At 64.7% G+C, this 20,539-nt stretch carries 17 protein-coding genes; 6 read left to right on the plus strand and 11 right to left on the minus strand.

Annotated elements, in window-relative coordinates:
* Positions 1-189: 189 nt before the first annotated feature.
* From EDC39_RS05210 to EDC39_RS05260, 11 genes are all read right to left on the minus strand, one after another.
* On the minus strand, positions 190-1,506 hold the full coding sequence (locus EDC39_RS05210) for a type II toxin-antitoxin system HipA family toxin (protein WP_148895313.1): 1,317 nt from the start codon (positions 1,504-1,506) through the stop codon (positions 190-192).
* The gene (locus tag EDC39_RS05215) at positions 1,507-1,758 is read right to left on the minus strand and encodes a helix-turn-helix domain-containing protein (RefSeq protein WP_148895314.1); all 252 of its coding nucleotides are present in this window, start codon (positions 1,756-1,758) and stop codon (positions 1,507-1,509) included.
* A 144-nt stretch (positions 1,759-1,902) separates the two neighbouring features.
* Positions 1,903-2,793 (minus strand): amidohydrolase family protein, encoded by an 891-nt coding sequence (locus EDC39_RS05220; protein ID WP_246140183.1) that lies wholly within the window; start codon positions 2,791-2,793, stop codon positions 1,903-1,905.
* On the minus strand, positions 2,794-3,564 hold the full coding sequence (locus EDC39_RS05225; protein WP_148895315.1) for a cyclohexa-1,5-dienecarbonyl-CoA hydratase: 771 nt from the start codon (positions 3,562-3,564) through the stop codon (positions 2,794-2,796). It lies immediately after the preceding gene.
* A 148-nt stretch (positions 3,565-3,712) separates the two neighbouring features.
* On the minus strand, positions 3,713-4,852 hold the full coding sequence (gene oah, locus EDC39_RS05230; protein WP_148895316.1) for a 6-oxocyclohex-1-ene-1-carbonyl-CoA hydratase: 1,140 nt from the start codon (positions 4,850-4,852) through the stop codon (positions 3,713-3,715).
* Between the two features lie 158 nt (positions 4,853-5,010).
* Positions 5,011-6,075: a 6-hydroxycyclohex-1-ene-1-carbonyl-CoA dehydrogenase gene (gene had / locus EDC39_RS05235; protein ID WP_148895317.1), complete on the minus strand. Its 1,065-nt coding sequence runs from the start codon at positions 6,073-6,075 to the stop codon at positions 5,011-5,013.
* Between the two features lie 104 nt (positions 6,076-6,179).
* Positions 6,180-6,584 carry an acyl-CoA thioesterase gene (locus EDC39_RS05240; protein WP_148895318.1) on the minus strand — a complete coding sequence of 135 codons (405 nt, stop codon included), beginning with the start codon at positions 6,582-6,584 and terminating at the stop codon, positions 6,180-6,182.
* 7 nt (positions 6,585-6,591) lie between these two features.
* On the minus strand, positions 6,592-7,737 hold the full coding sequence (locus EDC39_RS05245; protein ID WP_148895319.1) for a thiolase family protein: 1,146 nt from the start codon (positions 7,735-7,737) through the stop codon (positions 6,592-6,594).
* Between the two features lie 172 nt (positions 7,738-7,909).
* On the minus strand, positions 7,910-8,674 hold the full coding sequence (locus EDC39_RS05250) for an SDR family oxidoreductase (protein ID WP_148895320.1): 765 nt from the start codon (positions 8,672-8,674) through the stop codon (positions 7,910-7,912).
* Positions 8,674-9,939: a thiolase family protein gene (locus EDC39_RS05255; protein ID WP_148895321.1), complete on the minus strand. Its 1,266-nt coding sequence runs from the start codon at positions 9,937-9,939 to the stop codon at positions 8,674-8,676. The genes EDC39_RS05250 and EDC39_RS05255 overlap by 1 nt, the downstream gene beginning before the upstream one ends.
* Positions 9,940-9,982: 43 nt before the next feature.
* Entirely contained in the window at positions 9,983-11,998 is a 2,016-nt protein-coding gene (locus EDC39_RS05260) for a 3-hydroxyacyl-CoA dehydrogenase/enoyl-CoA hydratase family protein (protein ID WP_148895322.1), read from the minus strand.
* Between the two features lie 430 nt (positions 11,999-12,428).
* Here EDC39_RS05260 and EDC39_RS05265 point away from each other — a divergent pair, with 430 nt between their 5' ends.
* The 6 genes from EDC39_RS05265 to EDC39_RS05290 all read left to right on the plus strand — a co-directional run bounded on the left by EDC39_RS05265 (position 12,429) and on the right by EDC39_RS05290 (position 20,510).
* On the plus strand, positions 12,429-13,310 hold the full coding sequence (locus EDC39_RS05265; RefSeq protein WP_148895323.1) for an IclR family transcriptional regulator: 882 nt from the start codon (positions 12,429-12,431) through the stop codon (positions 13,308-13,310).
* Between the two features lie 198 nt (positions 13,311-13,508).
* Positions 13,509-14,690, plus strand: coding sequence for an acyl-CoA dehydrogenase family protein (locus EDC39_RS05270; RefSeq protein WP_148895324.1), 1,182 nt, complete (start codon positions 13,509-13,511; stop codon positions 14,688-14,690).
* 78 nt (positions 14,691-14,768) lie between these two features.
* The gene (locus tag EDC39_RS05275; RefSeq protein WP_148895325.1) at positions 14,769-15,560 is read left to right on the plus strand and encodes an acyl-CoA dehydratase activase; all 792 of its coding nucleotides are present in this window, start codon (positions 14,769-14,771) and stop codon (positions 15,558-15,560) included.
* Between the two features lie 191 nt (positions 15,561-15,751).
* Complete coding sequence (locus tag EDC39_RS05280; RefSeq protein WP_148895326.1) at positions 15,752-17,008, plus strand: 2-hydroxyacyl-CoA dehydratase subunit D; 1,257 nt, start codon at positions 15,752-15,754, stop codon at positions 17,006-17,008.
* Positions 17,001-19,088 (plus strand): acetate--CoA ligase family protein, encoded by a 2,088-nt coding sequence (locus EDC39_RS05285; RefSeq protein WP_148895327.1) that lies wholly within the window; start codon positions 17,001-17,003, stop codon positions 19,086-19,088. The genes EDC39_RS05280 and EDC39_RS05285 overlap by 8 nt, the downstream gene beginning before the upstream one ends.
* Before the next feature lie 99 nt (positions 19,089-19,187).
* On the plus strand, positions 19,188-20,510 hold the full coding sequence (locus EDC39_RS05290) for an acetyl-CoA hydrolase/transferase family protein (RefSeq protein ID WP_148895349.1): 1,323 nt from the start codon (positions 19,188-19,190) through the stop codon (positions 20,508-20,510).
* Positions 20,511-20,539 lie beyond the last annotated feature (29 nt).

Raw genomic sequence — 20,539 nt, forward strand, 5'->3', positions numbered from 1 at the left:
TGATTGGGATTTTATCAACCGATATTTGGGAATATACAGCCGTGTTTCGGGGAGCCATGCCTCGTGTCTTCGTCATGAGGGACGTTTCAACAAGCCCCATTCGCGATTCGCGAATAGCGCAAGTGGACAGTAAGCGAAAGAAGAGAGTCGGGTTGAACAAATTGACCAAACATCCCCGATCGTGCCCCGTTATTTTGATTGCGTCATCTGCTCCCGCGCCTGCCGCATGCCGGCGAAAACCGGTTCAGCGACGGCGGCGGGAAAGGTTGCGGGCAGCCGGGCCGCGACCTGCGCGATCACCTCGTCCAGTCGCGCCATCATTTCGTCGATAATGGCCGCCATCTCTTCCGCCGGAAACCGGCATTGTCCGGCCGTGGTCAGCCAGTGCCGGTAGAGCATCCGGTTCCATTCGTAGTGCCGGTTTCTGCCCGTGAGCGCCATGGCCATTTTCAGTTTCGGAACCGCCAGCTGTTTTTGGCTCACCAGCGGCCAGGCCGAGATGACATCGTAGTTCGGAGTGAGCCGAAACCGGTTCTCCGGCAGCAGGAAGATGCTGAAGTTCTTGGCGTGGCCGTCGATGGCCGCCAGCATCCAGAACAGGACGTTGGTGGCGATGAAGGTCCGGCGATCTTCCAGACTGGTCACGGAACCGAGCAGCAGGTCCATGATCGGTGCCATGCCGGGGCCGCCCTGGCTTTCGTACTTCAGGGCGGGGGGGATGTTCAGGGCCTGGCACATGTCCTCCTGCGGCAGGCGCATCAGCCAACTGCCGTCCGTGGCCCAGCGCCGATCGAAGCGCTCCACCACCAGTGCCTTGACATCATCGAACCGGGCCATCTCGACCCGGGCGACCGGCAGGCCATAGGCCTGGAGAATCTGGTGGCAGAGCCATTCGTTTTCGACGCTGTCGGACAGGTCGAGGCCGCTCTGCTCGATTCTGCCGATGGGGAGCTTGAAGATGTGACTGCTTGGCGTCGGCCCCAGGGGCAGATGCCATTGCCCGTTGACATGGAGAAAGGCGGTCTTTTCCTGGGCTCCGGCAAGTGAAATCCGGAAATCCTCGTCGTCCCGCATGCCCAGCGGCATGGTCCGGTAGTTTTTCAGGATTTCGGCTATCTCGCTGTCGCGCAGGGGGCGACAGGTTATCTTTCGCACTTCGGGCGCGGCTTTGTCGGGGCTGAGCTGCAGGGCTCCCACGCAGTCCCGGCCGATGTGCCAGAGCAGGTCGAAGCACCGGTCGGACGGGGCGCCGAACCGGGCCTGCAGGCGCCGCCGGATGGGGAGACTGTCGGGCAGCAGGTTGTCGAAGAAGTTTTCCACCACGCCTCCCCGGTAGGGTGGCAGCCGCAGGGGCATGGAGAGGGAAATCGGGCGGCAGCGATCCGACTGCAGCCAGTCGAGGTGGTAGGAAAAGGCCAGGACGCCGTTGGGTTGCCGGGTGAGGGTTCCGACCGTCAGGCCGTTCATGAAGACATGCAGGTCCGTTGTCTGTCTTCGGCGTCCCATCTACCAGGAGTCCTCTTCGCTGGAATTTGCCGCTGGCTGGCGCGGCTGCAAGACCAGTTCGAGGTCGAGGGCGGCCAGCAAACGAAAAAGAGTGTCGAGCCGGGTGCCGGGAGAGCCCTGTTCCACCCTGGAGACAGTCGGTTGATCCAGGCCGACGGGGCGGCCTGCTTCCGTCTGGCTCAATCCCTGCTGCCTGCGTGCTTCTCGTAATGCCGCGCCGAGACTTTCCGGCGAAATGACCTTGCGTATCATGTGTGAGGCTCCATGGTGACCATGTTTATGGTCATTGGGCCATAAACTAAAAATATTGTCAATAAGCAATAAATTGATTTTATTGCTTATTGACAATAGATGCGTGTTGCCGTCGCTGAACAGAAATGCTTCCGGCGCCGGTTCTCAGGGACGTTCCTGCCGTGGCTCGAGCGCCTTGCCGAGAAACCGGCGCGGATTTTCGGAAAAGATCCCCTGTTCGACCTCCTCCGGCAGTTTCAGCGAGCGTACCAGGTCGATGTAGTCGAGGACGATCTCCGGCTGATACAGCAGGGCGTCGGAACCGAAGCAGACCCGGTCCGGGTAGTGACAGATGAAGTCGCGGTAGCCGGCGGGGTTGGCGCTGATGTGCGGCAGCATGTAGGCGATATCGGTGTAGACGTTGGGGTAGCGGTCGAGAATGGGGGCGAAGGCCTTGCGGCCGATGCCGAAATGGGGAAAGTTGATCCGCAGGCGCGGAAAGTCGTCGAGCATGGCCCGCATCACATCGCCGTAGAGGCGGGCGTCCATGTGGTAGACGACCGGCAGGTCGTTGGCCTCGGCGAAGGCGAAGATCTCCCATTCGCGCCGGTGATACTGCCGCAGACTGATGCCGAAGACCGCGGGAACCCCGGCCAGCTTCAGGTCGTTGCGCTCGTCGGCCAGGTAGAGCCCCTTGAGCCCCTTGAATCCCTTGTCGAGCCAGCCCTGCAGCAGGTCCGGCACCTCGCCGTCGAGACAGCGGGTGTCGAGCATGGGAACCAGCATCCCGGCGTGCCGGAGAGCCAGGCGCAGCAGGGTGTCCGCCTCGTTGAAAAAAGGATCCCCGAGGTTGGGGAACCCCTCGGGGATCAGTTGCCGGATATCCCGGGGATTGGCGCGGGGATTCACCAGCCCCATGACGGTCAGATGGTTTACGCCGGCCTGACGCAGGCGCGACAGGCCGGCAGCAACCATCGGCCCCTGCTTCGGTCCGACGAAACAGTGGCAGTGGACGTCGATGATCTCCGGCGATACGGATTCAGGTGGTGACGCCAATCAGCGGTTCTCCCACGTCGGCTGGCGCTTTTCGAGAAAGGCGCGCAGGCCTTCGACGGCGTCGTGGGTCGCCATCAGTTCGGAGAGGTAGAGGGTTTCCACCCGCTCCAGCTTGGCGAAGATGCGCTGGCGGTATTCTTCGCGCGCGGCGCGCACCGCGAAGCGAAGGGTGCTGGCGCTGTGCGGCGCCAGGTGCTTGTCGAACCAGGCCAGCGCCGCCGCTTCCGGATCGTCGCTCAGATCGTCGATCAGCCTGGCGGCCAGCGCTTCCTCAGCGTCCATGCTGCGCCCGGAGAGGAGCAGGTCCTCGGCCCGGGCCTGACCGATCCGTTCGGGGAGCAGGCAGCTGGCCGCGGGGGCGAAGACTGCCAGCTTGATCTCCGGCTGGCCGAGCCTGGTGTCCGGAGCGGCGAACAGCATGCTGCCGGCGGCGGCGACTTCCAGTCCGCCGCCCAGGCACTGTCCCCTGATCGCCACCAGCAGCGGCAGAGGAAAGTCGAGCATGTCACGGATCAGGGCGTGCAGCGATTTCAGCATCTGCTCGCACTGCTCCGGCAGGTGCTCTTCGACGCTGGCGCCGAAGCTGAAGTGCGGGCCTTCGTGGTCGAGCAGCGCGGCGCGCAGCTCGGGCCTGTCCCGGTGTTCCGCCAGCGCCTGCCGCAGGGCGGCGATCATTGCCGCGTCGACGATGTTGGCTTTCGGCCGCGCCAGGCGCAGGCGCAGCAGGGTTCCGTCACGGTCGAGCCAGACTTTCAGCGGACTTTCGCTCATCGGTTTGTCCTTCCATCAGTCAGGTTGCTTGAATACATCGGCCTCGCGCCCGTTCGCTTCGCTTTCTCAAGACGCGGAGAGCGCAGAGGCAGAAAGAACTATTCATTCTCCGCGGACTCTGCGTCTCTGCGCGAGCCAGCTTTTGACCTTACTTGCCCGGCATCAGGCTCTCGATCAGCTCTTCGCTCCAGGGCACGCCCTTGGCCAGCGCCTGCCGCAGCTTGACGAAATCGATTTCGCGGCCGATCTCCTTGTTCCCCTCGTTGAAGGCGCGGAAGCCGGTGCGGGCCTCGTTCATCATGTTCAGCGCCAGCCAGGCGCGGGAGTTTTCCTTGTTGCGGTTCCAGGCATCGAGCTTCGGCTTGCGCAGCTCTTCGAGGCTCTTGGTCATGCACTCGGGGAAGGTCTCGATCAGCTTGGCGCAGAGCTGTTCGACCTTCTCGTCGAGCAGACTGAGGTCGACCTCTCCCTGCTTGAGCAGGGCGCGGCCCTGCTTGAACTCCTCGCCGGTCTTGAATTCGCCGTGGATGACGCGGCCGTATTCGTCGAACATCCGGTCGGTGATCACCGTCGGGTTGGGGACGAACCTGCCGTCGATCTTCAGGGCCGGCACCAGATCGCAGATGATGCCGAGCCGGGCCGCCTTGTGGGCCGAAAAGGGCTCGCACAGGGTGCCGGAGACCATCGCCTGCTCGCAGCCGATCATCACCGGCAGAAAGTCGGTGGCGCCGCCGATAGCCGCCGAGCCGTGCTTGGGACCGGCCTGGCCGAAGTTGGCGAGGTCCTGGGCGATGGAAAAGTCACAGGCCATGCCGATCTCCTGGCCGCCGCCGATGCGCATGCCGTTGACCCGGCAGATGACCGGCTTGTCACAGCCGAGGATGGCCGAGACCATGTCGTTGAACAGCCGCATGTACTGGCGGTATTCCTGCGGATTGCCGGCGTAGTACTCGGCGTATTCCTTGGTGTTGCCGCCGGTGCAGAAGGCCTTGTCGCCGACGGCGGTGAAGACCACGGCGTTGACTTCGCGATCGACCGAGGCCCGCCGGAAGGCGAGGATGGTCGCCTTGACCATGTCGGTGGTGTAGGAGTTGTACTGCTTGGGATTGTTGAAGATGATCCAGGCGTTGTAGAGCCCCTCGGCCACGGAGCCGTCAAGCCTTCTGGCGGGGCGTTTCTCGTAGCGCACCATGCCGTCGCAGAGGCTCTCGACATCCCGGTCGATCAGGTTGTGGTCGATCAGTTTGGCTGGGGCGGTGCGGGCAATGATGTCGTCTGTTGTCGCCATAGGTCGCATCTCCTTTTTGGATATCTGTTGGTAAAGATTCAAGGCAAGCTCTGTCTCGCGCTCGTTCGCTGACGCTCACTCAAGCCGCAGAATCACAGAGCAAAGCATTTTATTTCCTCGCTGTTCTTTGCGTCTCAGCGTCTCTGCGCGAGACCGGCTTAAGGCACCAGGATTGCCCGTTTGCTCATCTTGCCGTCGTGGACGGCGGCGAAGATTTCGTTGATTTCCTCCAGCGGCCGCTGTTCGATGAACGGCTTCAGCGCGATTTTTCCCTGCAACACCAGGTCGAGGGCGCCCGGATAGTGTTCCGGCAGGCAGCCCCAGTTACCCAGCGCCCGGGCGTGGAAGGCCATCAGGTTGGAGAGGCGGATTTCGACCTTTGCCATGGTGAAGCCGACCACGCTCAGGGTCGCTCCGTGCACCAGCAGACCGTAGGCTGTTTCCTGGCCGGCCTTGCTGCCGGAACATTCGAAGATGAACCATTCGGTGCTGCGCAGGCCCTGGTCCCTGACGAAGGCCGAGATCGCCTTTTTCAGATCCCGGCCGCCGATCTCCCTGGCGTTGAAGGTCTTCGCCGCGCCATGCTCGCTGATGGCGTCGAGTTTGGCCTGGTCGATGTCGATGGCGATCACCGTGGCGCCGAAGGCTTTGGCCATCTGCACGCAGTAGCTGCCGACGCCGCCGACGCCGATGACGATCGCCAGGTCGCCTTCGCCGACTCCGGCCTGGTAGACGGCCTGGTAGGGAGTGGTCACCGCGTCGGCGACCACCGAGACGTCGGCCAGCTCGAGACCGGCGGACGCCAGTTTCGCCTCGTCGACCGGACAGAGGTCGCGGGCCGGCACCACGATATGGCTGGCGAAACCGCCCTGGATGTCGTTGCCCGGCATCTTCTGGGCGCGGCAGATGGTTCCCTTGCCGCGCTTGCACAGGTCGCATTCGCCGCAGGGCAGGACCGCGGGAACGATCACCGCCTGGTCGAGCCAGGATTCGGCGCCGGCGCCGGCGGCCACCACCCTGCCGCTGATTTCGTGACCGAGGGCCAGCGGCAGTTCGGAGTTGGTGCGCACGCCGTCGTAGTAGAAACCGAGGTCGGTATGGCAGACCCCGCAGCCGGCGACGGCCACCACCACTTCGCCCGGTCCCGCCGTGGCGACAAACTCCTCTTTCACCAGCGGTTCGTTGACGGCTTTCATCATCCAGCGATAGGCGTTGATCGACATTTGCTTTCTCCTGTTGTTCAGTTGTGAAGTTCGGTCCCCTCGTGTCCCGATTCGGGGTTGCCGGTGCGCATGATTTCAGACAGACGATGGTGCGTGGGGCGAATTCATGCCCCGGCGGCTTCAAACCTGTTATGCAGCTCGTCCGGCAGCCGGCAAGGCCGCAGGCTGTCGCGCCTGACCCAGATGTGCCGGGTGATGCCGGTGGTCAGCAGTTCGTCCCCCCGCTCGATCCGGTAGCTGAACTGCAGGCTGCGCCGGTTGAACCAGTCGAGCCGGCAGCTCGCCCGAATCCTGTCGCCGTAGCGCGCCGCCCGGCGATAGTCCTGCTCGGCCCGGGTGATGATCATCAGGTAGCCGCGGGCCTCGATCTCCGGATAGGGCAGGCCGGCCTCGGCGCAGAAGCGGGTGCGGGCCAGCTCGAACCAGACCAGGTAGTTGGCGTGATGCACCACGCCCATCTGGTCGGTTTCGGCGTAGCGGACCTCGAATTCGGCGACGCCCCGGACCATCGCTGCTTCAGAGCCTTTCGATCAGGGTCGCCATTCCCTGGCCGTGGCCGATGCAGAGCGAAGCGATGCCGTACCGGCCGCCGCTCTGTTCCAGGCCGTTGATCAGGGTGGTGATCAGCCGGGTGCCGGTGCCGCCCAGCGGATGGCCGAGGGCGATGGCGCCGCCGTATGGGTTGACCTTTTCCGGGTCGAGCCTCAGTTCGCGGATACAGGCCACCGCCTGGCTGGCGAAGGCCTCGTTCAGTTCGAAGCGGTCGATCGTGTCGAGGCTCAGGCCGGTTTTCTCCAGCAGCCTGCGGATCGCCGGCACCGGGCCCATCCCCATGGTGCAGGGGTCGAGGCCGACCACCGCGAAGCCGGCCACCCGCGCCCGCGGCTTCAGGCCGAAGCGCTTGCAGGCGGCGCTCGATGCGAGCAGGGTCAGGCTGGCACCGTCGTTGAGGGGGGAGCTGTTGCCTGCCGTGACCGTGCCGTCGGCGGCGAAGACCGGTTTCAGCTGCGCCAGAGCCTCTAGGCTGGTGCCGGGGCGGGGCGACTGGTCCTGCCGCGCCGGGCCGTCCGGAGTGTCGATCGGCAGGATCTCGCGGTCGAAATGGCCGGCCTCGCGGGCGGCCAGGGCCCGGCGGTGGCTTTCGACGGCGAAGCTGTCCTGGTCGTGACGGCTGACGCCGAAGTCGCGGGCGACCTTCTCCGCCGTCAGGCCCATGTTGTTGAAAGGGAATTCGTAGCGGGACAGCAGCCCCCGGTGGTAATCGGTCGCCGCCTGCATCGGCACGTGGGTCATGTGCTCCACGCCGCCGGCGAGCAGCAGGTCGGCGTCACCGGCGGCGATGGTCGAGGCGGCGAAGTTGAAGGCCTGCAGACTGGAGGCGCAGAGCCGGTTGATGGTGACTCCCGGCAGGGTTTCCGGCAGTCCCGCCAGCAGCAGCGCCAGCCGGGCGATGTTCTTGCCCTGCTCCAGGTGCTGTCCGACACAGCCGATGTAGACGTCGTCGAGGGCGGCGGTCAGCTCCTCGCCGGTCTCCATTTCCGCCAGCGTCCGGCGCATCAGTTCGGCGAGCAGCTCGTCGGCGCGGACCTCGCGGAACAGCCCCTTGTCCGGGTGGGCCCGGCCGATGGCGGTCCGTCTGGCTTCGATCAGGTAAGCGTCCATTGTCGTCCTTTTGAATCAATCGTCAGCGAGGTGCCAGGGACACCGGGAAGACAAAGCATTTCAATGCAGAGCCGGTGAGAAAGCCGGAGTTTTTCGGGGCCTGCCAGGACACAGCTGGCCCCATTTTTTCTTTGCGTCTCTCCTCCTCGGCGGCTCTGCGTTGAGACTGTTTTTACAGCGACAGCAGCCCGCAGCTCTTGCCCCCGTCGACATGCAGCACCTGGCCGGTGATGAATTCGGCATCGTCGGAGGCGAGAAAGGCGACCGCGGCGGCGACGTTCTCCACCTTGCCCATCCTGCCGGTCGGCTGCATGCGGATCAGCCGCTGGCGTGCCTCTTCCGGCATCCCCCTGGTCATCGGTGTATCGATCAGGCCGGGGGCGACGGCGTTGACGTTGATCTGGAAGCGGGCGAACTCGAGGGCCAGGGTGCGGGTCAGGCTGACCAGCCCTCCCTTGCTCGCCGAATAGTTGGCCTGGCCGATGTTGCCGAGCCAGGCGCGGGAGACGATGTTGACGATCTTGCCGTACTGCCGGGCCTTCATGGTCGGGAACGCCGCCTGGCAGCAGAGGAAGGCCCCCTTGAGGTTGACGTCGAGAACCTGGTCCCAGTCCTCTTCCGACAGCTTGCTGATGAAGCCGTCGCGGATGATGCCGGCGTTGTTGACCAGCACGTCGAGCCGGCCGAAGCGGTCGACCACCTCGGCCATCAGCTGCCCGACGCGGGCCTTGTCGGTGATGTCGGCGCAGACCGGCAGCACGTCGCAGCCGGCCGCTTCCAGTTCGGCGGCGAATCCCTGCAACTGTTCGGCGTTGACGTCGACCAGGGCCAGCCGTTCGCCGTCGGCGGCGAACCGCCGGGCGATGGCGGCGCCGATGCCCTGGCCGGCGCCGGTGATCAGCACCACGCGGGGGGCTCTGTCCGCGGCCGCCGTCATCAGCAGGCCTCCACGGCCAGGGCGATGCCCTGTCCGCCGCCGATGCAGGCCGAGGCGATACCGAGCTGCTTGCCGTCACGATGCAGGGTTTTCAGGCAGGTCAGGGTCAGGCGGACGCCTGTGGCCGCCAGGGGATGGCCGATGGCGATGGCGCCGCCGTTGATGTTGAGCTTCTCCTCGTCGAGCTGCAGTTCCCGGGCGACCGCCAGGCACTGGGCGGCGAAGGCCTCGTTGATCTCGAAGCGGTCGATGTCCTGCAGCGCAAGTCCCATCTGGCCGAGCAGCAGCCGGATGGCCGGGGCCGGGCCGATGCCCATGATGTCGGGCCTCACGCCGGTGGCGGCGAAGCCGCGGATCTTGCCCAGCGGCTTCAGTCCGTGGGCGCGGACGTAGTCGCCCGAGGCGACCAGCAGGGCCGCGGCACCGTCGACGATGCCTGAGGCGCTGCCGGCGGTGGTCGGGCCTTCCTTGGTGAAGACGAAGGGAAGCTTCGCCAGCTGTTCCATGGTGGTCCGGCGCGGATGCTCGTCGGCGCTGACTTCCTCCCGGCTGTTCAGCCGGTACTTGCGCGGTTTGAAGTCGCCCATCTCCAGCACCCCCTTGGGGGCGACGGGAACGATCTCGCCGGAGAAGAAGCCGGTGTCTTTGGCCGCAGCGTAGCGCTCCTGGCTGCGCATGGCGAAGGCGTCGACCTCTTCCCGGCTCAGCTTGTATTCCCGTGCCAGGTTGTCTGCGGTGCAGCCCATGGGCACCGCGGCGGTGTCGTTGAGAGCCTCCCAGAGCAGGTCGACGAACTCGGGACGGCCCAGGGGGAAGCCCTGGCGCGCCGAGTAGGAGACCAGAGGGAAGCGGCTCATGGTGTCGGTGCCGCAGCCGAGCACCAGGTTGGCCTTGCCGAGGGCGATCTGCTCCGCCGACTGGCCCAGCAGCTCCATGCCCGAGCCGCAGATTCGCTGGGTGAGCAGGGCGGTGCTTTCCAGCGGCGCGCCGCTGTAGAGGGCGATGTGCCGGGGAAGGAAGAAGCAGTCGGCGCTGGCCTGGCCGATGTTGGCGACGATGGTCTGGTCGATGTCGGTCGCCGGCACCCCGGCCGCCTCGATGGCCGCGCGGCTGGCGAGAATGCCGAGATCGGTCGGCGAGACGCTGGAGAGACTGCCGGTGTATTTGCCGAACGGGGTCCGTCTCCCTTCGAGCAGGTAGATGTCCTCAAACAGAGCGCCGCTGCCGACTTGGCTGTCCCGAAAACCCTGTACGCTTGCTTTCATGGAGACTCCTTTTTTGTTTTCAGGGACTTTCCGTCCCCGATTCTCATTTGCCGATAAAGACCGGTTTCTGACCGGTGATGATGCTGCTCAGTCCGGTTTTCGCGTCCGCGGTGGCGAAGATGGTCTTCAGTCCGTCCAGCTCCAGCTGCAGGCCCGCCGCCAGATCGAGGTCGCGTCCCTTGTCGATCAGCTCCATGGCCATCTTCAGGGCGATCGGCGCCTTGCGGCGGATTCCCTTGGCCTGTTTTTCGAAGCCTTCCCGGTCGAGCAGCGGGCTGGACAGGTCGCCGTCGAAGGCGGCGAAGGCGGCTTCTTCCGGCGTTTCCTCGGTACGGCCGGCCTGGGGCCTGTCGATGCTGAAGCCGGCCAGCTCCCGCCAGTCGAAGGGGGGATCGATGACGGTATCGACCAGGCCGAAGGCGTAGGCCTGTTTGGCGTTGATGAACTGGCCGGTGGCGATCAGCAGCTTGGCGCGGGCGACGCCGATCAGCCGGCTGGTGCGCTGGGTGCCGCCGAGGCCCGGGTAGATGCCGATGCCGGTTTCGGGGAAGGCGAGCACCGACTTGCGGGTGCCGATGCGGTAGTCGCAGGCCAGCGCCAGCTCCAGGCCACCACCCAGGGTCAGGCCGTCGAGATAGGCGAAGGTGGTCTTGTCCGAGGCGCCGATCTTGTTCAGCACCCGGTGGCCGAACTCGGTGAAACGCTGGATGCGGTCCAGGTCGCCGGCGTCCATGGCGTCGAGGAAGAACTTGATGTCGGCGCCGGCGATGAAGGCCTTGCCCTTGCCGTGAATGATGATCCTGTCGATGTCGTCACGGGCGTTGAGCTCGTCGACGCAGCGGTCGAGCTGCTCCATGACCTGCTCGCCGAGGGGATTCATCCGGTCGGGCAGGTTGAAGATGATGAAGCCGGTGTCGCCGACGACCTCGGTGGTCACCCAGTCGAGACTGAGGGCCTGGCCGGCGGCCGCCTTCTCGAGACAGGCCGGAAGGGGCAGGTCCCAGGCGGAAAAGACGCTTTCGACCATCTCCCGCACACGGTCCGGGCCGAGCTTGCCGAGCAGTTCGAAGGGACCGACCGGCCAGCGCAGGCCGGCACGGGCGCCCAGGTCGGCGGAAGTGGCGTCGACCACCCCTTCGTCGACCATCTGCGCGGCGACGCCGAGGCTGGCGCCGACCAGGCGGCGGATGACGACCTCTTTCTGGTCGGAGCCGTCGTTCAGCGGCGTGCTGTCCTCGACGTCCCAGTCCTGTTTCGCTTCGACCTGCTTGCAGAGAATCTCCGCCGGGGCGTAGAAGGGGCCGAGCTTGCCGGCCAGGCCGTCGGCGGCGTGCATGGCGATCGGCACCCCGGTGGCGTTCATCAGTGCGAAGGGCCCCATGCCGACGCCGAAGACCTCGCAGGCGACCCGGTCGATGAAGGCGATGCTGCCGAAGCCCTCCTCAAGGAGGCGGGCCGCCTCGTTGAGCCAGGGAACGAAGAAGCGGTTGACGGCGAAGCCGGGCGCGTCCTTTACCAGGATCGGAGTCTTGTCGTAGTAGCTGTAGAAATTCTCCAGCGCGCTGACGATGGCGCCGTCGGTCTTCTCGCCGGGAATGATCTCCACCAGCTTGTTCTTGGCCGCGTGATAGAAGTAGTGGACGCCGACCACCCGCTCGGGGGTCTTCAGGTCGGCGGCGATGTCGCTGATCAGAAAGGAGGAGGTGTTGCTGGCCAGGATGCAGTCGGCGCCGACCACCTGCTCCAGCTCGGCGAACAACTGCTTCTTGACCTCCAGGTTTTCGAAGATCGCCTCCACCACCAGGTCGGCTTCGGCCAGCGCCGCCTGGTCGGTGGTGCAGCGCAGCCGGCCGAGGATCTGCTCTAAGCCCGCCTCGTCGATCAGCTTGCGCTGCATGGCCTCTTCCAGCGACGAGCGGATGTGTCCGACGCCTTTTTCCAGAAAGGCGTCCTGCTGGTCGAGCAGGATGACCGGCAGTCCCTTCATGATGAAGTGCTGGGCGATCGCCGAGCCCATGGTTCCCGCTCCGACGACCCCGACGGTTGTGATCGGTTTCATCTGTTGGCCCTCTCCGTTTTGATTGTGATGGTTTTGTTTTCGAACGGCGTCAAGACAGGTCTGTTTGGTCCCGCCTTGAGTTTCGCAATGCGAAATATAATTCCAATTTTTGTAAATCCTACCCGACAACACAGTGTTTGTAAACAGTAATTTTTCTGTCGGCCGCAGATTGGTTTTTTTATTTTTGATACAGGGCAGTTAGACGTTGTGTTGGGGGTGGTCTGATGAGATTTCGACGATTTTTTAACCCTTTTCGCGCAGGTTCCCCACGTTGTTAAATTTTGCAGTGCGAAATTAATTTTCAAAAAACAACGTTTTATTGCCTTGACATGGGCGGCGCTTTTACGGTAGAGATGGAGCACGCGAAAGCTGGCGTGCCCGCTTGTGGCGGCCGTCAGTCGCCGGAGAGGAAAGGTCGGGAAAGGACGCGATGAGCGAACAGGCAACCGATAAGTTGAAGTTGAAAGGCGGCCCGAAGTCGAAAGACGGCCGGGACGACCTGGTCGACCGGGATTACGCCTTCGGCATCGAGTCGGAGGATGCCGCCCAGGACCGCCGGTTCGTGACCGCACTGGCGCGTGGGCTGGAGGTGCTGCGCTGTTTCCGGCCGCACGACCGGCACCTGGGCAACCAGGATATCGCCCGCCGCACCGGCCTGCCGAAGCCGACCGTCTCCCGCCTCACCTACACCCTCACCAAGATGGGCTACCTGTACCACGACGAGAAGCTGGGCAAGTACCAGCTCGGCACCTCGGTGCTCTCACTCGGCTATTCCCTGCTCACCAACATGGAAGTGCTGAAGATCGCCCGACCGCTGATGCAGGAGCTGGCCGACTACTCGCACACGGTGGTTTCGGTCGGTACCCGCGACCGGCTGGGGATGATCTATCTCGACGGCCGGCACAGCACCGCCGCCACCGTCTCCTTGCGGCGGGTACCGGGTACCCGGGTGCCGATCGCGACTACCGCCATGGGCCGGGCGCTGCTCTGCGGCCTGCCGGAACAGGAGCGGGACCAGCTGCTCGACCATATCCGCAAGCGCGACGAGGCCGCCTGGCCGAAGCACAAGGCAGGCATCGAGCAGGCCCTGCGCGACTACGAGGAGCGCGGCTTCTGTTTCTCCATCGGCGACTGGCGCAGCGATGTCAACGCCGTCGGCGTGCCGATGCTGCCGATCGCCGGCTGCCGGCTGCTCAGTTTCAACTGCGCGGCGCCGTCCTTCGTGCTGCGGCCGCACATGCTGGAAGATGACATCGGCCCGCGGCTGGTCAACATGGTGCGCACCATCGAGTCGGAGGTGGCGCGCTACTGACAGGTCACGAAAAACAGGACGTGCATGAAGCGATGAAAAAAAATTAACGCAGAGGCGCCGAGATGCAGAGAGCGCAGGGGCAGATGGATTTTCAGATCCGGTGCCCCTCCGTCTCTGCGGCCTTTGCGACTTACGCGTTGGGAAAGAATCCTGAAGAATTCTTGCTCAGGAATCCTGGAACATGAAAAGGGAGCCGCCATGAATCTGACCACCGAAATGACCGATTACATGGGCCTGCAGGGCCTGCTGACCGATGAAGAGAAACTGGTGCGGGAGACCGCCCGGCAGTTCGTCAACGAGCATGTCCTGCCGATCATCGAGGAGTGCGCCCAGACCGAGACCTTTCCCGAGCACCTGATCCGTCCGATGGGCGAACTCGGCTTCTACGGTTCCAACCTGCCGGAAAAGTACGGCTGTGCCGGGCTGTCCAATGTCGCCTACGGCCTGCTCAATTACGAGCTGGAGCGGGGCGACTCGGGGCTGCGCAGCTTCGTTTCGGTGCAGAGTTCCCTGGTCATGTATCCGGTCTATGCCTACGGCACCGAGGCGCAAAAGGAGTACTGGCTGCCGAAGATGGCCACCGGCGAGGTGATCGGCTGCTTCGGCCTGACCGAACCCGATTTCGGTTCCAACCCGGCCGGCATGCGCACCAGGGCGGTGCGTGAGGGGAACGGCAAGTGGCGCATCAACGGCACCAAGATGTGGATCACCAACGGCAGCATCGCCCATGTGGCGGTGGTCTGGGCGAAGACCGACGAGGGGATCCGCGGGTTCCTGGTGCCGACCGACACCCCCGGCTTCTCCGCTCCGCAGATGAAGGGCAAGTGGAGCCTGCGCGCCTCGGTCACCTCCGAGCTGGTGCTCGAGGATGTCATCGTCGACGAGGAAGAAAGCCTGCTGCCGGGCGTGGTCGGCCTCAAGGGGCCGCTCGGCTGCCTGACCCAGGCCCGCTACGGCATCGCCTGGGGCACCCTCGGCGCCGCCGAGATGTGCTACCAGACGGCGCTCGACTACGCCCTGAACCGGATCCAGTTCGACCGGCCGATCGCCGCCACCCAGCTGCAGCAGAAGAAGCTGGCCGAGATGGTCACCGAACTGACCAAGGGACAGCTGCTCGCCTACCAGCTCGGCCGGCTCAAGGATGCCGGCACCTATACCCCGGCCCAGGTTTCCATGGCCAAGATGAACAACGCCAACATCGCCCGCGAGATCGCCAGCGCCGCCCGGACCATTCTCGGCGCCAACGGCATCATGGGCGAATACCCGATCATGCGCCACATGGCCAACCTCGAATCGATCTACACCTACGAGGGAACCCATGACATGCACACCCTGATCATCGGTCAGGAAATCACCGGAATTCCGGCGTTTCGCAGCTAACCGTTGCCCGGATGACGGGCCCGGCCGGGCCCGTCATCCGGGCGTTGCGGCACGGCGAGCCGTGCCATCGAGGCAAAAATGGCCAAACCTGTCTATGTCGGTCTTGATCTGGGGGCGTCGCGGACCAAGGTTGTCGTGCTCGACAGCCGGGCGACGCTGCTCGGCCACGCGGTGAAGAAATCGGGTGTCGATTTCGCCGCCGCCGCGGCCGCCTGCCTCGAGGACGCCCTGCGGATGGCCGACGCCGGAGCGGACGATGTGGCCGGGGCGGTCGCCACCGGCTACGGACGCAACAATGTCGCCTTCATCACCAGCCGGACCCGGACCGAGATCAGCTGTCACGCCCGCGGCTGCCACCACAGCTTTCCAGAGGCGATCACCATCATCGACATCGGCGGCCAGGACAACAAGATCATCAAGCTCGATGCCGCGGGGCGGCGTGACAGCTTCAAGATGAACCGCAAGTGCGCCGCCGGCACCGGCGCCTTTCTCGAAGAGATGTCGGCCCGGCTCGACATCCCCCTGGAACAGATGAACGAGATGGCCCGCCAGGCGACCGAGACGATCAGGCTCGGCAGCTACTGCACCGTCTTTTCAGCCACCGAGGTGCTGGAGAACATCCGGCGCGGCAAGCCGGTCGCCGACATCATCAAGGGCATCTTCTATTCCATGATCAAGCGGGTTCTGGAGATGGACTCGCTGACCGAAAAGGTCGTTCTGTGTGGGGGAGTGGTGGCCCACAACCCCTACCTGGTGGAGATGACCGAGGAGCTGATCGACCGGCCGGTGCTGCTGCCGAACCATCCCCAGCTGACCGGCGCCATCGGCGCGTCACTCTTTGCCTTGGAGGAAGCCGACCGATGCCTGTGAAATCTCATGGCGGCCGCCAGGATGCCATGAGCACCAAGAAGGAAAAAGAAGAAGAACTGCTGGAGGTAAGAGACATAAAGGTTTGAAGGTTTTCTTGGTGACCTTGGTGCCTGGAGCGAGTGGCGAAGAGGCCGGAAGGTTCACCAGGATGACGGACAGGTAGAACACGAAACAGCTTCGCGGGAGGAGTCATGGCGCAGGAGAAGCAACCGGCACGCAAGAAGATCGAATCCACCGGGCAGATGATGAAGATCATGTCCGAGTACTTCTACGACCTCAACGCCGCGGCCGCCTCCCCCACCCGCAAGGTCGCCTGGTGCACCAGCGTCGGCCCGGCCGAACTGCTGCGGGCGATGGGGTTTGCGGTGCACTTTCCGGAAAACCACGCCGCCATGCTCGGCGCCACCCGGATGGCGACCGAGCTGATTCCGGAGGCCAACGCCATCGGCTACTCGCCCGACATCTGCTCCTACCTGACCGCCGACATCGGCGCCTACCGCAAGGGGATCTCGCCCCTTTCCAAGGCCTATCCCGGCATCGAGGGTCCGCCCCGGCCCGACGTGCTGGTCTTCAATACCAACCAGTGCCGCGACGTCCAGGACTGGTTCTCCTGGTACGCGCGCGAGTTCGACGTCCCCTGCATCGGCATCACCTCGCCGAAGAATTTCACCGAGGTCAGCGAGATTCTGGTCGACGATGTCAGCCGGCAGATCGAGGCGCTGATCCCGACCCTGGAAGAGGTCGCCGGCAGCAGGCTCGACATGGAACGGCTGCGCGAGACGGTGGCCCTGTCCCGCGAGTGCACCGAGCTCTGGCGGCAGGTGCTGGAGACCGCCTCCGCCACCCCGTCGCCGCTGACCTTTTTCGACGGCACCATCCACATGGGGCCGGCGGTGGTGCTGCGCGGCACCCGGCAGGCGGTCGACTATTACCGGCTGCTGCTGGCCGAGCTGGAAGAGCGGATCGCTTCCGGTGTCGGCGCGGTCGATGACGAGCGCTACCGCATCTACTGGGAGGGGATGCCGGTCTGGGGCCGACTGCGGCAGCATTCCGAGATGTTCGCCGGGCTGCGGGCGAGTGTTCTGGTCTCCACCTACTGCAGCAGCTGGATCTTTCCCGACTTCGATCCGCAGGATCCGATCCGCAGCATGGCCCGTGCCTACCTGAGCCTGTTCATCGTCCGCTCCGACGCCTACAAGGAGCGCTACATCAAGCAGATGCTGGAAAAATTCCGCATCGACGGCATCATCTACCACGACGCCAAGACCTGTCCCTGCAACTCCAACAACCGCTACGGCATGCCCCAGCGCCTGGAGAACGAGACCGGCATTCCCAGCCTGGTGATCTCCGGCGATCTCAACGATCTGCGCTGTATTTCCGACGAACAGACCCGCACCAATGTCGAAGCTTTCATCGAACAGCTTGAGGAGAGCAAACGCCATGCTTGACGCCCTGTTTTGGCCCAAGGCTGTTGCCCTGGTCGGCGCCTCCACCAAGGAGCTCTCGATCGGCAACGTGATCATCCGCAACCTGCAGCGCTACGGCTACACCGGCCAGATCTACCCGATCAATCCCAAGGCGCCGGAAGTCTGCGGCCTCAAGGCCTATCCCTCGCTGGCCGAAGTGCCCGGCGAAGTCGACCTGGCCCACATCATCGTCCCCAGCCGCTTCGTCCCCCAGGCGATGAAAGAGTGCGGCGAAAAGGGGGTCAAGGCGGTGATCATCAACACCGCCGGCTTCAGCGAGCTGGGCGAGGAAGGGGCCAGGCTGCAGGCGGAGTTTCTCGAGCATGCCCGCGCCTACGGTATCCGGGTGTTCGGTCCCAACTGCCAGGGGATCATCAATTCCGATCCGAAGGTGAAGGCCTACTGCAACTTCACCTTCACCTATCCCGAGCCGGGCAGCATCTCGGTCGTGGCGCTTTCCGGCGGCGTCGGCGCCCTGATCATGCAGGCGCTGGACGACCTCGGCATCGGCCAGCGGCTCTACGCCTCCAACGGCAACGCCTGCGACGTGTCGATTCCCGAGATCATCCAGTACTACGGCGAGGACGAGGGGACGCGGGCCATCCTGCTCTACACCGAAGGCTTTGACAAGCCGCGCGAATTTCTCGAAGCCGCCCGCGAGGTGGCGGCGCGCAAGCCGATCCTGGCGATGAAGGCCGGCCGCACCGAGGAGGGCGCCAAGGCCGCCTCCTCGCACACCGGCTCGCTGGCCGGGGTCGATATCGCCACCGAGCTGATCTTCGAGAAGATCGGCATTCTGCCCTTCCGCGACGAGGGCGAGATGGTGCGCGCGGCGATGGCCTTCTCCAGCCAGCCGATTCCGAAGGGCAACCGGATCGGCATCATCACCAACACCGGCGGTCCGGCGGTCATCGCCACCGACGTCCTGGTCGATTTCGATCTCGAAGTGCCCAGACTTTCCGAGGCGGCCATCGCCCGCCTGCGGGAGACCCAGTTCCCCGAGGCGGCGCTGGAAAACCCGATCGACGTGGTCGCCACCGCCGGCGGGCCGCAGTTCAGGGCCGCCCTCGACGTACTGCTCGACGAGGAGCAGATCGACTGCATCTTCATCAATTTCGTCACCGCGCCCTTCACCGACACCGACGAGGTGGCGCGGCAGATCGTCGAGGTCAGCCGCCAGGGGCGCAAGCCGCTGGTCTGCAACTTCATGACCAATCTCAAGCTGGAGCGCTTCCAGAAGACGATGGCGATTCTCAAGGAAGGCGGCGTGCCTTTCTACGCCAATCCGGGCGACGCCGCCCGCGCTCTCGGCGCCCTGGTCCGCTACGGGCGCATTCGGCAGCGCGACATCGGCGTGCCGGAAACCTTCACCGACGTCGACGCCGCCCGCGCCCGGGAGGTGATCGAGCGGGCAGGGCGGGAAGAGCGGTCGGTGCTCTCGGCCGAGGAGGTCTACGCCATCTTCGAGGCCTACGGCATTCCGGTGGCGCCCTGGGCGATGGCCGACGACGCCGGCCAGGCGGTCGCCGCCGCCGAGCGGATCGGCTACCCGGTGGTGGTCAAGGTCGACTGCGCCGCCATCGATCACAAGAGCGACATGGGCGGCGTCGCCGTCAATCTCGCCGATGGCGAGGCGGTTCGCGCCGCCGTCGAGGAGATGCAGGCGCGTCTCGGCAGCCATGGCGAGCTGCGTTTCCTGGTGCAGAAGTTCATGCCCGGCGGCCGTGAGCTGATCGTCGGCGCCAGCGCCGAACGCGGACTGGGGCACCTGGTGATGTTTGGCCTCGGCGGCATCTATGTCGAGGTGCTCAAGGACGTGGTCTTCAAGATCGCTCCGGTGACCCGGACCGAGGCCGAGGAGATGCTGTCCGGCATCAAGACCGCCGCCCTGCTTGACGGGGTGCGCGGCGAGGCCGGCATCGACCGGGAGGCGGTGATCACGCTGATCCAGCGGGTGTCGCAGCTGCTGACCGACCTGCCGATGATCCGGGAGATGGATCTGAACCCGGTCATGGCCTTTGCCGACGGCGCCGTCGCCGTCGACGGCCGCATCCGGATCTGACAACGTCGCGGTGCGGGCTCTGTCCGCCGGCGACAGGAGCCAGGTGGTGGGCCCGGCCCACCCCGGAAGACGAAGGGGTTGACGATGCAAAAAGAGGCGATGGAACAGGGAGCTGACTGGCGAGAGGTGTATCGGTCGCGTATCACCACCCCGGACGAGGCGGTCAAGGCGATCAAGTCGGGAGACCGGGTCTTTCTGACCGGCAACGCCTCGGTGCCGCTGCCGCTGCTCGACGCCCTGGTCAGGCGGGCGCCCGAGCTGCGTGACGTCGAGATCTGCCATCCGCTGACCATCTGTCCGGACGACTACGTGGCGCCGGAGATGGAGGGTCATCTGCGCGTCAATTCGATGTTCATCAGCGCCAACGTCCGCCGGGCGATCAACGAGGGGCGGGCCGACTTCACCCCGGTGATGCTCTCCGAGTTTCCCCTGCTGTTCAAGAACGGCCACCTGCCTCTCGATGTGGCCCTGGTCCATGTCTCGCCGCCGGACGAGAACGGCGTCTGTTCCATGGGGGCGGAGTCGGGCCTGACCATTTCGGCGGCCGAGGTGGCGAAGACGGTGATCGCCCTGGTCAACGAGCAGATGCCGCGCACCCTGGGCGATACCGCTTTCCCCATCGAGCGGATGGACTACATCGTGCCGGCCGATACGCCGCTGTTCGAGATGCCGATGGGGGACGATGCCGACGGCGACGTGGTCGAGGGGATCGCCGCGCACATCGCCGGGCTGATTCCCGACGGGGCGACCATGCAGATGGGAATCGGGGCGATTCCCAACGCCGTGCTCAGGTTTCTCAAGGACAAGAAGGACCTCGGCGTACATTCCGAGCTGATCTCCGACGGGGTGATCGACCTGGTCGAGGCCGGGGTGCTGACCGGCGCCCGCAAGACCCTGCATCCGGGCAAGATCATCTGCGGTTTTCTGCTCGGCACCAAGCGGCTCTACGACTGGGTCGACAACAATCCGCTGGTCGAGCTGCACCGCACCGAGTATGTCAACGACCCCTTCGTGGTGGCGCAGAACGAGCGCATGGTGGCGATCAACTCGGCGATCGAGATCGACCTGACCGGCCAGGTCTGCGCCGACAGCATCGGTACCCGGATGCACTCGGCGGTCGGCGGCCAGCTCGATTTCATCTACGGTGCCTCCCGCTCCAGGGGCGGGGTGCCGATCATCGCCCTGCCGAGCACCTCGACCCTGCGGGACGGATCGGTGGTCAGCCGCATCGTCCCCACGCTGAAGACCGGCGCCGGCGTGGTCACCAGCCGCAACCATGTCCATTACGTGGTCACCGAGTACGGAGTGGCCGATCTCTACGGCAAGACCGTCCGCCAGCGGACCGCGGCGCTGATCGAGATCGCCCATCCGCGGTTCCGGGACGAGATCAGGGAGAAGGCGAAGGAGCTGAAGTATCTGTAACGACGTGTCAATAACAACAAGGGGTGGGA

Source organism: Geothermobacter ehrlichii, assembly GCF_008124615.1.
Classification (GTDB): domain Bacteria; phylum Desulfobacterota; class Desulfuromonadia; order Desulfuromonadales; family Geothermobacteraceae; genus Geothermobacter; species Geothermobacter ehrlichii.

Bases quoted from the DNA above. Each gene is read 5' to 3' on its own strand.
- EDC39_RS05255 (WP_148895321.1), bottom strand. From the start codon at position 9,939: ATGAAAGCAAGCGTACAGGGTTTTCGGGACAGCCAAGTCGGCAGCGGC.
- had (WP_148895317.1), bottom strand. From the start codon at position 6,075: ATGTCGATCAACGCCTATCGCTGGATGATGAAAGCCGTCAACGAACCG.
- EDC39_RS05250 (WP_148895320.1), bottom strand. From the start codon at position 8,674: ATGACGGCGGCCGCGGACAGAGCCCCCCGCGTGGTGCTGATCACCGGC.
- EDC39_RS05270 (WP_148895324.1), top strand. From the start codon at position 13,509: ATGAATCTGACCACCGAAATGACCGATTACATGGGCCTGCAGGGCCTG.
- EDC39_RS05240 (WP_148895318.1), bottom strand. From the start codon at position 6,584: ATGGTCCGGGGCGTCGCCGAATTCGAGGTCCGCTACGCCGAAACCGAC.
- EDC39_RS05275 (WP_148895325.1), top strand. From the start codon at position 14,769: ATGGCCAAACCTGTCTATGTCGGTCTTGATCTGGGGGCGTCGCGGACC.
- EDC39_RS05245 (WP_148895319.1), bottom strand. From the start codon at position 7,737: ATGGACGCTTACCTGATCGAAGCCAGACGGACCGCCATCGGCCGGGCC.
- EDC39_RS05265 (WP_148895323.1), top strand. From the start codon at position 12,429: ATGAGCGAACAGGCAACCGATAAGTTGAAGTTGAAAGGCGGCCCGAAG.
- EDC39_RS05210 (WP_148895313.1), bottom strand. From the start codon at position 1,506: ATGGGACGCCGAAGACAGACAACGGACCTGCATGTCTTCATGAACGGC.
- EDC39_RS05285 (WP_148895327.1), top strand. From the start codon at position 17,001: ATGCTTGACGCCCTGTTTTGGCCCAAGGCTGTTGCCCTGGTCGGCGCC.
- EDC39_RS05260 (WP_148895322.1), bottom strand. From the start codon at position 11,998: ATGAAACCGATCACAACCGTCGGGGTCGTCGGAGCGGGAACCATGGGC.
- EDC39_RS05215 (WP_148895314.1), bottom strand. From the start codon at position 1,758: ATGATACGCAAGGTCATTTCGCCGGAAAGTCTCGGCGCGGCATTACGA.
- EDC39_RS05225 (WP_148895315.1), bottom strand. From the start codon at position 3,564: ATGAGCGAAAGTCCGCTGAAAGTCTGGCTCGACCGTGACGGAACCCTG.
- EDC39_RS05290 (WP_148895349.1), top strand. From the start codon at position 19,188: ATGGAACAGGGAGCTGACTGGCGAGAGGTGTATCGGTCGCGTATCACC.
- oah (WP_148895316.1), bottom strand. From the start codon at position 4,852: ATGGCGACAACAGACGACATCATTGCCCGCACCGCCCCAGCCAAACTG.
- EDC39_RS05280 (WP_148895326.1), top strand. From the start codon at position 15,752: ATGGCGCAGGAGAAGCAACCGGCACGCAAGAAGATCGAATCCACCGGG.